Origin of the sequence: Evansella sp. AB-rgal1 (genome assembly GCF_041820985.1) — a bacterium.
Classification (GTDB): Bacteria; Bacillota; Bacilli; order Bacillales; family Salisediminibacteriaceae; genus Evansella.
Map to the genome: position 1 here is coordinate 150,485 of NZ_JBGUAU010000004.1, position 13,102 is coordinate 163,586.

Genomic DNA, 13,102 nt, shown 5'->3' on the forward strand with positions numbered 1-13,102 from the left:
ATGAAAAAAATACTATTTCAAAATGCAACGTTATACAAAGAAGACAAATGGATAGAAGACCCGATTGTCAAAATAGAGGATGGGAAAATAAATTCTATAGAGTCCAATTCAGCTTCATTAGCGTCCTCGGTAGATCAGGTATTTGTTTATCCTAATCATGTTAAGATTGTACCTGGATTTATTGATATTCATATACATGGAGTGGAAAACGGGGATGTAATGGATGGAACAGTAACTTCATTAGAACTGATGAAACGAGCATTGCCAAAAGAAGGGACCACTTCTTTTTTAGCCACAACAATTACACAAACGACAGAAAAAAAACATAAAGCACTAAGTCAGGTGAAAAACGTGATGACGAACTCACTAAGTTTTGGAGCTGAAATATTAGGCGTACATCTAGAAGGACCGTTCTTATGTGCTAAAAGAGCTGGTGCACAACCAAAAGAGTATATAAAAACTCCAAGTATTGATATGTTTTATGAGTTTTATCAAACCGCAGGCAATCAAATAAAACTTGTTACATTAGCCCCTGAGGAAGAAATGGGAATAGATTTAGTAAGGGAGTTAAAGAAACTAGGGATCATTCCAGCTATTGGCCATTCTGACGCAAATTATGAACAAACAAGAGAAGCGGTTATAGCAGGGGTTACTCATGCTACTCATGTATGCAATGGAATGACTGGAATTCATCATCGTGATATTGGAATTCTGGGAGGAGTATTGCTACATGCCGAAATAATAGCTGAGTTAATTGTGGACGGTATTCACGTATCTCCTGAGATGGTTAAGCTTATATATAAAAATAAAGGAGCAAAAGGAATTATTCTTATTACAGATTCCATGAGAGCAAAAGGGTTAGTAGATGGTGAGTATGACTTAGGAGGTCAAACTGTAACAGTAAAAGATAAAAGGGCGACATTAAAGGACGGTACACTTGCAGGAAGTATAGTAAAAATGAATGAAGCAGTGAAGAATATGATCGCATTTTCAGGCTGTACTTTTGAAGAAGCAATTCAAATGGCGACGTTAAATCCTGCAAAACAGCTACGATTGCATGATCGTAAGGGGAGTCTTTCTGTGGGGAAGGATTGCGACCTAGTGGTCTTAGATGATGACTTTGAAGTGGTTCAAACGTTTGTAAAAGGCAAAGTGGTGTATGAATCATCTCTTAAGGAGGGAAGGAATCATGAATATCATTGAAGTGAGTGATTATAATGAAATGAGCGAACAGGCAGCAAACATTGTTTTTCAAGAAATTAAATGTTCAAAAAAATTAGTGTTAGGCTTAGCAACTGGTGGAACTCCTTTAGGGTTTTATAAAAAACTTGCAGACCAGGTTAATGAAGAAAACATCTCTTGTAAGCATATCCATACAATTAATTTAGATGAGTATGTTGGTTTATCGGAAAAAAATCCAAATAGTTATCACTATTATATGCAAAGGCATTTGTTTCAACATGTACCCATACCCAAGGAACAAACTCATTTACCAAAAGGAAACGTGTCGAATTTGCAAAAAGAATGTGAAAGATATGAGGATCTTATTGAGGGTTTAGGCGGAGTTGATATACAACTATTAGGTATTGGTGGAAATGGTCACATTGGTTTCAATGAGCCAGGAACGTCTTTTCAGTCTAAAACACACATTGTAAACTTAACTCCATCAACTCGAGAAGCAAATGCACGATTTTTCCCCAATGAAGATGCTGTTCCAAAACAAGCAATGACAATGGGAATCGATACTATTATGAGAAGTAAGCAAATAGTATTACTTGCATCAGGTGAAGCAAAGGCTCAAGCATTATATAACTTTTTGTATGGCTCGATAGAAGAAGAAAATCCAGTAAGCGTCTTAAAAAGGCATCAGAATGTAACTGTCATAGCGGATACTCTGGCGCTCCGTTTAGTGGATAAAATTGCAAATCATGGATAAGGAAGTTGCCCTTTAGAGGGTAATTTCTTTCTTGTTTACAAACTTAATTAAATTTATTAAGAAAGGTTTATTTGTGGAATAATTATATGTATAATGAAATGGAAGCGGTACAAATTGTAGAAGAGGATATTATATTTAGGAGGAATAGGAAAATGAAAGATCAATTAAACAAAATTTTTCATAAAGTATTTCATTCAGAAGAACAATTAGACTATTTTTTTGCCCCAGGCAGAGTGAACTTGATTGGTGAACATACCGATTATAACGGAGGCTTAGTTTTTCCTTGTGCACTAGATGTGGGTACGTATATTGCGATGGCAAAACGAAATGATGACATCATTCGATTGTATTCAGATAACTTTCCTGAAAAAGGAATTATGGAAGTGGCATTGAGTGATTTAGCAAACAAAGAGGAAGATGATTGGGCAAACTACCCTAAAGGTGTTATCAAAATTATGAAAGATCATGGATACGAGGGGAAAACAGGTTTTGATGCAGTATTTTATGGTAATATCCCAAATGGCGCGGGTTTATCTTCCTCTGCTTCCATCGAGTTAGTTACAGCAATTCTTTGGGATTGGCTTCATGGTTTTCAAATCGATCGTGTGGAAATGGTGAAGATGTGTCAGGAAGTGGAGAATAAATATATTGGTGTAAATAGCGGTATAATGGATCAATTCGCAATTGGTATGGGGAAAGAAGATCATGCTATTTTGCTTGATTGTAACACACTTGATTATGAGTATGCTCCTATCCAATTAGAAGGAATGAAACTTGTTATTGCAAATACGAACAAGAGACGTACACTTGCGGATTCAAAGTATAACGAAAGACGAGCGGAATGTGAACAAGCGTTAAAAGACTTACAGTCGGTTGTATCTATCAATCATTTATGTGATCTTTCTACAGAAAAATTCGAGGAAATAAAACATGCAATTAAAGATCCTATTGCGTTAAACCGTGCAAAGCATGCCGTAACGGAAAATGAGCGAACAAAAGTTGCAGTTGAGAAACTAAAAGAAATGGATTTAGACGCTTTCGGTCAGTTAATGAACCAATCACATATATCGTTACGTGACGATTATGAGGTGACTGGAGATCATTTAGATGCATTGGTGGAAGCTGCTTGGGAAGAAACGGACGTATTAGGGTCAAGAATGACAGGAGCAGGTTTCGGAGGTTGTACAGTTAGCTTAGTGAAAGAAGTCGATTTGGATGGCATTGTAGAGCGAATTGGTAAGAGATATGAAGAAAAAACGGGGATAACTCCAGAATTTTATATTGTTGGAGTAGGAACAGGAGCTAAAAAAGTTTAATTAGAAGAAGGGCGTGAAGAAAATGGCGGTATTAGTTTGTGGCGGTGCAGGTTATATCGGAAGTCACGGAGTTGCTTATTTGCTTGAAAGAGGAGAAGATGTGGTTGTTTTAGACAATCTTCAAACAGGGCATAAGGATGCAGTACTAAAGAAAGCGAAGCTCTATGTTGGAGACTTACGTGATGGAGAAGTCTTAGATAAAGTTTTCCAAGAAAATAGCGTCGATTCTGTCATCCACTTTGCAGCAGATTCTCTTGTAGGCGTTAGTGTTGAAGAGCCTTTACAGTATTATGATAATAACGTATACGGAGCACTTTGCTTGTTGAAGAAAATGAAGGAATATGATGTTAAACAGATTGTATTCTCTTCCACTGCGGCGACGTATGGAGAACCAGAAAGCATGCCGATACAAGAAACAGACATAACGAACCCAACGAACCCGTACGGTGAGACGAAGCTTGCGGTGGAGAAAATGTTAAAATGGTCTGCTAATGCATACGGTATTAACTATGTTATCTTACGTTACTTTAATGTCGCAGGTGCCCATCCAACCATTGATATTGGTGAGGACCATAAGCCAGAGACACATTTAGTTCCTATCGTTTTACAAGTTGCTTTAGGTCAGAGAGAATCCATTAAAATATTTGGGGATGATTATCCAACAGAGGATGGCACGTGTATTCGTGATTATATTCATGTATCCGATCTTATTCAAGCACACTTACTTGCATTAGATTATTTAAAAGCTGGTGGAGATAGTGATGTTTTCAATCTTGGGAATGGGAATGGATTTAGTGTGAAACAAGTAATTGATACAGTTGAAAAGGTAACAAATATAGAAATTAAAAGAGAAATTGCTCCAAGAAGAGCGGGGGATCCAGCAGTGTTAATTGCTTCTTCTAGTAAAGCTCAAGAAGTATTAAAATGGAAACCTAAATTTGCTAGCCTAGAAGAGATAATTGAAACAGCATGGAAGTGGCACCAAGCACATCCAGAGGGGTATGCAGAATAAACGATCTAGTTTTTTCATGAACTTGAAAGCTGTAACAAACTTATTTTGGAGGGAATCATATGACTATTGATCGGTTACTTGGCCGACTGCTCCAATACGGATTAGATAAAAGCTTAATCACTCCAGACGATGTCATCTATTGTAGAAACCAACTCATTGATCAACTGCAGTTAAAGGAAATTGAACCAGTATTAGAATCATTAGAGGGAGAAAACATAATGGACCCCTCGGTTCTTTTGGAGCCTATTCTAGATTGGGCAAATTCAAACGGTTTATTGAATGATAATACTGTTACAGAACGGGATTTGTTGGACACAAGATTGATGGGTTGTTTAACAGGAAGACCGTCTGAGGTCATCCGTTTATTTACTGATATCGAAAATAAAGATAATCCAGTGGAAGCTACAAAATGGTTTTACCAATTTAGCAAAGACACCCATTATATTCGGCAAGATAGGATAAAGAAGAATTTAAGTTGGGGTGCAGCAACAGAATACGGAGAATTAGAGATTACCATCAATTTATCTAAGCCAGAAAAGGATCCGAAAGAAATTGCTGCTGCAAAATTATTGGAACAATCAAATTACCCTTTATGTTTATTGTGTAAAGAAAACGAGGGGTATGCGGGAAGATTAAATCATCCAGCTAGACAAAACTTACGAACAATTCCTGTTACATTAAATGGTGATGAGTGGAAGCTTCAATTCTCACCATATGTTTATTATAATGAACATGCAATTATCTTCTCAACGAAGCATGAGCCAATGAAAATATCAGAGGTAACTTTTAAAAGGCTATTAGACTTTGTAGAACGTTTTCCTCATTATTTTGTGGGATCTAATGCAGACTTACCGATCGTCGGAGGATCGATTTTAACTCACGATCACTACCAGGGGGGATATCATGAATTCCCAATGGCAGTAGCGAAAGAAGAAGAAGTATTCCAAATATCAACTTTACCAGGAGTTAAGATTGGAAAAGTGAAATGGCCAATGTCTGTTTTACGAATTACCGGCAAAGAAAAAGCCAATGTAGTGAAAGCAGCGAACTACATTCACCAAGAATGGAAAAAATTTAGTGATGAAGAAGTTGAAATATACTCTCATACCGATGGTACACCACATAACACGGTAACTCCGATAGCGCGAATGAAAGATGGAGAGTTCCAAATTGATATCGTGTTAAGAAATAACAGAACGAATGAAGAACATCCAATGGGGATCTTTCATCCTCATAGTGAAGTTCATCATATTAAGAAGGAAAATATCGGCTTAATTGAAGTGATGGGATTAGCAGTTTTACCCGGTCGCTTAATTGAAGAAATGAATGTTTTGCAAGAAGCATTATTATCCAATAATCCTATGGAAAAGATAGCAAATGATGAATCCATAAAGAAACATAGTGACTGGGCACAGAAAATTATGAATGAGTATTCGGATATCAATAATGAGAATTGCCAAGAAATTATCAATTTAGAACTTGGAAAAACATTTGCAACCATTTTGGAGCATGCTGGTGTATTTAAGCGAGACGATCAAGGTCAACAGGCCTTTACTACGTTCATCAAAAGTTTATAAAAGAACGTATTTACCTTATAGTAGGGTGTTTGAGAGGGGGGGAAAAGCATGAGTTTTCAAGTCACGGGTAGTTTTCAATTAATGAAGTCAATGAATCGTTCCCTAATTTTAAATACAATTCGCACGAATGGTGCCATTTCTAGAGCTGATATTGCAAAAATTACAAAACTAACGCCACCGACAGTAACAAACATTGTGAACGAATTATTAAAGGAAAACTTAGTGGTGGAGAGTAAAACGGGTATTTCTAGTGGTGGAAGAAAACCGATACTCTTATCAATTAATTCTTCAAGTAGGTATATCATAGGGTTAGATGTTGGGGTTAAAAAGATAAGATATGCGTTGTCAGATCTTAATGCAAACTTACTCGTAAGCAAAGTGAAACGAATGCCCCCTCAACTTACAGTAGAGTCTTTCTTACAGGTATTGGTGCAGGTAATTCAAGATAGTATTGATGGAATGGAAGAAAACAAGGATAAGTTACTTGGTATTGGTATAGCAATGCATGGAATTGTAGATAGTGAAACGGGAACATCCTTGTTTGCACCTTCACTTAAACTAGAAGGGATAAAAGTGAAGGAACATTTGGAACAACTATTCGAAATTCCAGTTCGAATGGAAAACGATGCAAAAGCATTAGCTCTAGGAGAACAATGGTTTGGAAACGGTCAAGGTATACGTGACCTTATTTGTATTAATGTAGGGGAAGGAATTGGTGCAGGGCTTATTGTTAACAATCGAATCTTTCATGGCAGTAACAGTATTGCTGGTGAAATCGGTCATACAATGATTGATATGAATGGACCACTTTGTACATGTGGTAGCGTGGGTTGTTTTCAAACATTAGCTTCTGGACAAGCCTTAAGAGAGAGAGCTATGAAAGAAATTTCATTAGGAAAAGAGACGACATTAATAGAAAAAGTAAATAGTGAGATAAGTAATATTGACGGCCATATAATTTATGAATGTGCAAAAAAAGGAGATACACTTTCTCAACAAGTTCTCAAGGACACAGGGCATTATATCGGAATTGGTATTATTAATATTATTCATTTCTTCAATCCTTCGCTTATTATTATCGGAGGAGGAGTTTCGAAGGCGAAGGAATTTATCCTCGAACCAATTAATAATGTAATAAATGATAGGGCCATCACCCATGATTCAAAGAAAACACCGATCATTTTTTCAGCACTTGGTGACAATGGTTCTTTAATCGGTGCAATTACATTGGTATTGACAGAAATATACACGACATAGATACGATGAGTTTTAGTCTGAAGGTTTATTATCATCTTCTGACTAAAACTCTTTTTGTTTTCAAGGGCAGTTGTCCTGTGCAAAAGATAGTGAACTGCATACGTTGTAGTATCCGTTTCTATATAAGGAGGGTTATTATGGATCTAGATAAGCTTTATTCCGTGTATATTGACCAGTTATTTGCAAAATATGATATTAATCCGAAAGAAATTCAATTAAGTGAAGAAGAAAAACAAAAAATGAAGTCAATTGTAGAAAATATACAGCAAGATGTTGAAAAGTTCTTAGAAAATGTCCAGAGGCAAACAACAGAGCATGATGTTGGAAATAATACAGTGGAAGTAGATGTAGATGAAGCTACGGAAGGTTTACAAACGTATGAACCACCAACTAAACCGAAAATGTTCATGAATAAAAAAGATGAAAAATAGGTAAAAGAGAAAAATTGTATGTTTATCTTGAGTAATTTGTCCACTCTAATTTACTACTTCCACATACAGTGTAGTGTAAACACTAAAAGGAGGTATTAAAAATGAATCAAGAGATATATCGTTCTAAAGACTGCAAAAAACCAAAATGGAGCGCATTAGATTCTGATAAACATCCACTATGCTTCACAGACGATGATGATACGCAAGAAGCAACTCAGTCAAACAAAACTCTACAATTAAATGAAGAAGCAATCTTTATTAAGGACTCTTGTGATGTAACAGTTACTTCAACAGACACAAAAGCAGCAGTTAACATCCAAGCAGCACTTCAAGCAGCGCTTGTTATATTAATTAGCATTTCACTAGGAGACTCTAGTAAAGCAGAAAAATTCACTCAAGAGTTACTTCAAAGTTCTAAGATGAAGCAAATTTCAAGACAAAAAACTGTAATCGAAAATTCTAGAGGTGTTAACGTAAGCACTGTTGATACGCAAGTTGCAGCAAACATCCAAATCTTATTCCAATTATTACTTGCAGTTGCTTTAAAACTAGACTTGTTAGGAGCTTAATAAAAGTTTCTGAGCTCTGCACCTTTTTTGGTGCAGAGTTTTTTCTTGTATAATTTTGTAAATATTCTCTATCCAGTATGCATGAAAAGTTATAGAATAATGATATAAAGAGTATTATAGGGGGAGATTTATGAAGATAGTATCCATGGTTTTTATCATTTTTTCTATCATTACTTTTCGGATGTGTAGCGTGGATGAAACTCATGGGGATGTTGAACTCACACTTTCACCTTCATATACGAGCGGTACGTTATATTTAACGCCAGTTATTACATACACAGGTGATGATCCAATAACTTTTCAATACGATAATAGTATTGCGTGGATAGATGAAGTGACATTTGATGGGGTATCTATGTATGAGAAGGATAATGACGAACCTTTAACTATGAAACATCAATCTACGTTAAATAAGAATGAGAAAAGAAACGGCCCCACTATAGAAATAAAAGCTGAACCTGGACAATACAAAGTGGAGCTAACATCATTATTTTATATAGACTCGAGTGAAGGAGAACGTCAAAGATTTGTACATTCTATTGTTCAAACCATTGAAGCGACTAGATAGTTAATATGGAGGTAAAGATATGGAAAACGCAGTTATAACAGTTATCGGTAGTTCAAATATAGATATGGTTACCTCATTAAAGGATTTTCCTCAAGAAGGGGAAACCGTTATAGGAGAAGGCTTTCAAATAGTTCCAGGTGGAAAAGGGGCTAACCAAGCTGTCGCAGCGTCGCGCCTTGGGGGAAATGTACAATTTATTGGAAAAGTAGGGAACGACCTTTTTGGAAATCATCTTATTGACTTAATGAAGGAAGAAGAAATAACTCTTTTCTTAGACAAAGCTCCAGTAAGTACAGGGGTAGCCACCATTCTTTTAGCTAATGGAAATAATCGTATTATCGTAACTCCTGGAGCAAATAGCTTTGTTACAAAAAGTTATTTGCAGGAAAAACGCGATATTATTCTTAAAAGTAAGATTGTTGTTTTACAGTTTGAAATACCCCTTGAAGCAATATTATATTGTATAGATATTTGTTCTGAAAATAATATTCCAGTTTTACTAAATCCAGCACCTTACCAGCCTTTACCGGAAGGGTATTTGTCCAAAGTATCTTATATTACACCAAATGAAACGGAAAGGGATCAGCTTTTTCCAACAACAGAGATACCTACTCTTTTAAGAAATAAGGTAATTGTAACAGAGGGAGAAAAAGGTGTTTCGTTCTATAACCAAGGTATTAGCGATAAAGTGAGTGGGTTTTCTGTTAATGCACTAGATACCACGGGTGCGGGGGATACATTTAATGGTGCACTAGCTGTAGCGTTAGTAGAAGGAATGGATCTAAAAGAAAGTATAACGTTTGCGAACGCAGCCGCTGCACTTTCCGTTCAAAAATTTGGTGCCCAAGGTGGAATGCCAAGTCGTTCTGCTGTAGATGATTTCCTTCAAAATCCTTAAGGTAGTGTAAGCGGTTTATCACTTGCCAGATATATCATTTTTAATCAACAATATTCGTGTTTGAAAGCGCATTATTTGTCAATAAAACAGGAAAAATATGTTTGCCATACCAAGTCTCTCTATGATATGATCATCAAGTAAATGTTTTGAAATCGAAAAACGTTTTCGGCCGAGTTAGAAATGGTAAGGCATGAAATGGTTTTGCGGTATTCAAAGATTTAACTTTTTTATTTATTTTTAAGGAGGCCGTTAACATGACAGGCAAAGTAAAATGGTTTAACTCAGAAAAAGGTTTTGGTTTCATCGAGCGTGAAAATGGAGATGACGTGTTCGTACACTTCTCTGCGATTCAATCTGAAGGTTTCAAATCTTTAGAAGAAGGTCAAGAAGTTGAATTCGATATCGTTGAAGGCGACCGTGGACCTCAAGCTGCTAACGTAGTAAAACTTTAATTCCTATTGGATTTAATACACAAAAGACTTATCCTTTCTTGAGGATAGGTCTTTTTTATAGTATATTTATTAAAAATTCGATTGTAAGGTGTGTTGGCACGAACTGTTGAGAAACGTACTTTTCAGAGGACTTTTCAATCTTGAAGAGAATGAACCATCAAAGTGTCATGATCTCATTACCCAAGAAGGGGAATCAATAATTGATGAAACAACATGGATACATCATTCTCTCTATTTTTTTAGGGGGAGCGTTAGGAACGTTATTTCGATATTTAATAAATCTGCAGGTGGCAACGTGGATCTTTCCAATGGGAACTCTTATAGAAAACCTTGTAGGTAGCTTCTTGCTCGGGATACTAACAGGCTACATACTACATGCACAATTTCCACCTATTTTAAAAGAGGGATTAGGTGTAGGCTTCTGCGGTGGGTTTACTACAATGTCCACACTTGCAGCGGATACCTTTTTTCTAGCGGAGCAGTCGAATATAGGAACGGTCTCGGTCTACTTAAGTGTTTCCTTGTTTGGTGGAATTTTCTTAGCATTTGTTGGGATGGCACTTAGTACCGCATTTGTCTTACATAAGAAAAAAGCAGGTGATGTACAGTGAGTCACGTGTATCTTGTTATGATTGGGGGAGGCTTAGGTGCAGTGGGTAGGTACCTGCTTGGGGTATGGATAAAAAAGAATACGAAACAACGGCTGATCCCTACCGCCATGCTTATTGTTAATATATTAGGTTCCTTAGGACTAGGTCTTTTTTTTCAATTTATGTATGCTGAAATTCCATATGGTGCTTATGAAATAAAATCGTATTTGTTTTTTGGAATTGGTTTTTTCGGTGCATTCACCACTTTTTCTACTTTTTCTGTAGAGACAGCTACACTCATGCAAAAAAAGAAATGGGGCCCTTTGTTTCTTTATATTTTTCTTTCAATTGCTGGGAGCATTTTTATGTTTTTACTCGGCTTTACCTTGTTTCAATAAGAAAAGCGCAAGGCGCCTGGAGCTGGAAAACCTTCTAAGTCCAAAAATGTTATACTTATCTTTTAAAATAGGAGAGCAAGAAATTGCTCTCCTTAGATACTTATTTCTTAGTTTTATCATCGTTAGAATCAGGACTATCTAGCTCTCCATTAAGCTGTTCACCTAAATCATCTCGTAAATCTTCATAAATTTTTTCTTTAAAGTCCTCATAAACTTCCTCTTTCATTTCTTCATACACTTCTTCCTTAACTTGTTCTACAACTTTCTCTTTCATTTCCTGATACACTTCTTCTTTTACATCTTCATACATGTTTTCCTTCATACGTTCGTACATTTCATCATGAACTTCTCTTTTCATTTTCTTCGTTCTAGTACGACGTTTCCAAAGCTGTTCCGCTTGCATATCTCGACCCATCATCATAAGTAAAGAAAAGATCATTACTACCATGATAATAGCAAAAGGTAGAGCTGCAACAATGGAGGCTGTCTGTAGACCTCGTAATCCACCACTGACTAATAAAACGCTAGCAGTTCCGGCTATGAGAAAGCCCCAAACAACTTTCATCCAAAGTTTAGGAGCTAAACCTCCATCACTAGTCAATGCAGCAAGTACATAGGATGCAGAGTCTGCTGAAGTGATAAAGAAAATGATGATTAAAAGTAATGCAAGCATACTCATGATGATTCCTAATGGTAATTCGTGTAGGGTAACGAACAAAGCTACCTCTACGTTATTCATGACCAATTCTCCAATTTGCTCATTTCCAGCCATGATCATGTCTAACGCAGTTCCACCAAAAGCAGTAAACCAGATAACCGCTAATAAAGAAGGTACAATAAGAACTCCTGCTACGAATTCACGGATTGTTCTCCCACGTGAAATACGAGCGATAAACATACCCATAAATGGAGCCCAAGAAATATGCCAAGCCCAAAAGAAGATGGTATAGATACCTAACCACTCACCGTCTCCAAATGGATTTAAGTCAAGACTCATTTGGACAACATTTGCGATATATCCACCGATGGTTGATACAATACTTTCTGCAATGAACAATGTTGGCCCGAAAATAATCATGAAAAGTAACAAAGTGAAGGCTACGGTCAAGTTAATGGTACTCAAGATTTTAATACCTTTGTCTATTCCTGTTGCAGCCGAAAAAATAAACAAGATAGTTACAATACCAATAACAAGTAACTGAGTTAATGAGTTATTTGGTATAGTACCTGTTGTTAAGTGAGATAAACCACCTGTTATTTGTAGAGCACTTAATCCAAACGTTGTAGCAACACCTGTTGATGTGGCGAGAACTGCCAACACATCGATTCCTTTGCCAAGAGGGCCTCTCATTCGATCTCCCAACAAAGGCTGAAATGCGGAACTAATCAAGGCAGGCTGATCTTTTCTAAATTGAACATAAGCTAGTGTTAATGCTACTAAAGAAAAAATTGCCCAAGGGTGAAGTGCCCAGTGGAAGACGGCATAACGTAATCCTGCACTTGCAATTAAAGCTTCATCAGCTCCAATATAATCTGGATGTGGATCCAAAAAGTACAGGGCCGGCTCCGCTACACCCCAAAAAACAAACCCAACACCAATTCCAGCTGAAAATAGCATTCCTAGCCAGGGAAAGAAATTATATTCCGGACGTTCGTCAGGCTTCCCAAGGCGTAAACGTCCAAAGGGACTTACTGCTAAAAATAAAACAAATGCAATAAAAAAAGCAGTTGCTAGCATGTAAAACCAGCCAAAGTTATTTAATGTAGATGCTAATGCATTATTTGATACACTTTCTAATGAATCAGGACCAATAAAACCCCAAAGAACAAATAGTGCTACTAACGTTGCTGAAATATAAAAGACAATACTTGGTTTCTTTGTTTCATACTCAAATTTTCCGCTCATATTTTCATATCCGTATCTTAAACGGATTCCTCCTCTCTTGAATGTAAACTTCCACTTCCTACTTTTTCGATAAAAGACCTATGTAATAGGATATAGCTATTTATAGGTAATTATGTATCATGATTACCAATTTAAACTTTTTAAATATAGAATAGTAATCCCTCCAAATAGGAGAGATTACTACTCGTAATG

The 13,102-nt window shown here is 36.5% G+C and carries 14 protein-coding genes; 13 read left to right on the forward strand and 1 reads right to left on the reverse strand.

What is annotated here, in order from left to right; all coding sequences use genetic code 11:
- The 13 genes from nagA (at position 1) to crcB (ending at position 11,004) form a co-directional block, all read left to right on the forward strand.
- Complete coding sequence (nagA, locus tag ACERII_RS04730) at positions 1 to 1,203, forward strand: N-acetylglucosamine-6-phosphate deacetylase (protein ID WP_373640446.1); 1,203 nt, start codon at positions 1 to 3, stop codon at positions 1,201 to 1,203.
- Positions 1,190 to 1,936 (forward strand): glucosamine-6-phosphate deaminase, encoded by a 747-nt coding sequence (gene nagB, locus ACERII_RS04735; RefSeq protein ID WP_373640447.1) that lies wholly within the window; start codon positions 1,190 to 1,192, stop codon positions 1,934 to 1,936. Before nagA ends, nagB begins: the two co-directional genes overlap by 14 nt.
- Positions 1,937 to 2,088: 152 nt before the next feature.
- Positions 2,089 to 3,252: a galactokinase gene (locus ACERII_RS04740; RefSeq protein WP_373640448.1), complete on the forward strand. Its 1,164-nt coding sequence runs from the start codon at positions 2,089 to 2,091 to the stop codon at positions 3,250 to 3,252.
- A 22-nt stretch (positions 3,253 to 3,274) separates the two neighbouring features.
- A complete protein-coding gene (galE, locus tag ACERII_RS04745; protein WP_373640449.1) occupies positions 3,275 to 4,264 on the forward strand; it encodes a UDP-glucose 4-epimerase GalE in 990 nt (329 codons plus the stop codon).
- Positions 4,265 to 4,323: 59 nt separating this feature from the next.
- Entirely contained in the window at positions 4,324 to 5,841 is a 1,518-nt protein-coding gene (gene galT, locus ACERII_RS04750) for a UDP-glucose--hexose-1-phosphate uridylyltransferase (protein ID WP_373640450.1), read from the forward strand.
- A 48-nt stretch (positions 5,842 to 5,889) separates the two neighbouring features.
- Positions 5,890 to 7,098 (forward strand): ROK family transcriptional regulator, encoded by a 1,209-nt coding sequence (locus ACERII_RS04755; RefSeq protein WP_373640451.1) that lies wholly within the window; start codon positions 5,890 to 5,892, stop codon positions 7,096 to 7,098.
- Positions 7,099 to 7,235: 137 nt separating this feature from the next.
- Complete coding sequence (locus tag ACERII_RS04760) at positions 7,236 to 7,529, forward strand: hypothetical protein (protein ID WP_373640453.1); 294 nt, start codon at positions 7,236 to 7,238, stop codon at positions 7,527 to 7,529.
- A 101-nt stretch (positions 7,530 to 7,630) separates the two neighbouring features.
- Positions 7,631 to 8,098 carry a spore coat protein gene (locus ACERII_RS04765; RefSeq protein WP_373640455.1) on the forward strand — a complete coding sequence of 156 codons (468 nt, stop codon included), beginning with the start codon at positions 7,631 to 7,633 and terminating at the stop codon, positions 8,096 to 8,098.
- Between the two features lie 130 nt (positions 8,099 to 8,228).
- Positions 8,229 to 8,666, forward strand: a complete 438-nt coding sequence (locus ACERII_RS04770; RefSeq protein WP_373640457.1) for a hypothetical protein — start codon at positions 8,229 to 8,231, stop codon at positions 8,664 to 8,666.
- A 19-nt stretch (positions 8,667 to 8,685) separates the two neighbouring features.
- Positions 8,686 to 9,564, forward strand: coding sequence for a ribokinase (gene rbsK / locus ACERII_RS04775; RefSeq protein ID WP_373640459.1), 879 nt, complete (start codon positions 8,686 to 8,688; stop codon positions 9,562 to 9,564).
- A gap of 254 nt (positions 9,565 to 9,818) precedes the next feature.
- Complete coding sequence (cspD, locus tag ACERII_RS04780; RefSeq protein WP_373640461.1) at positions 9,819 to 10,016, forward strand: cold-shock protein CspD; 198 nt, start codon at positions 9,819 to 9,821, stop codon at positions 10,014 to 10,016.
- A gap of 203 nt (positions 10,017 to 10,219) precedes the next feature.
- Positions 10,220 to 10,627, forward strand: a complete 408-nt coding sequence (locus tag ACERII_RS04785) for a fluoride efflux transporter FluC (protein WP_373640536.1) — start codon at positions 10,220 to 10,222, stop codon at positions 10,625 to 10,627.
- A complete protein-coding gene (crcB, locus tag ACERII_RS04790) occupies positions 10,624 to 11,004 on the forward strand; it encodes a fluoride efflux transporter CrcB (protein ID WP_373640462.1) in 381 nt (126 codons plus the stop codon). Before ACERII_RS04785 ends, crcB begins: the two co-directional genes overlap by 4 nt.
- Before the next feature lie 100 nt (positions 11,005 to 11,104).
- Here crcB and ACERII_RS04795 read toward each other — a convergent pair whose 3' ends face one another.
- Positions 11,105 to 12,910, reverse strand: coding sequence for a BCCT family transporter (locus ACERII_RS04795; protein WP_373640463.1), 1,806 nt, complete (start codon positions 12,908 to 12,910; stop codon positions 11,105 to 11,107).
- Between the last annotated feature and the right edge of the window lie 192 nt (positions 12,911 to 13,102).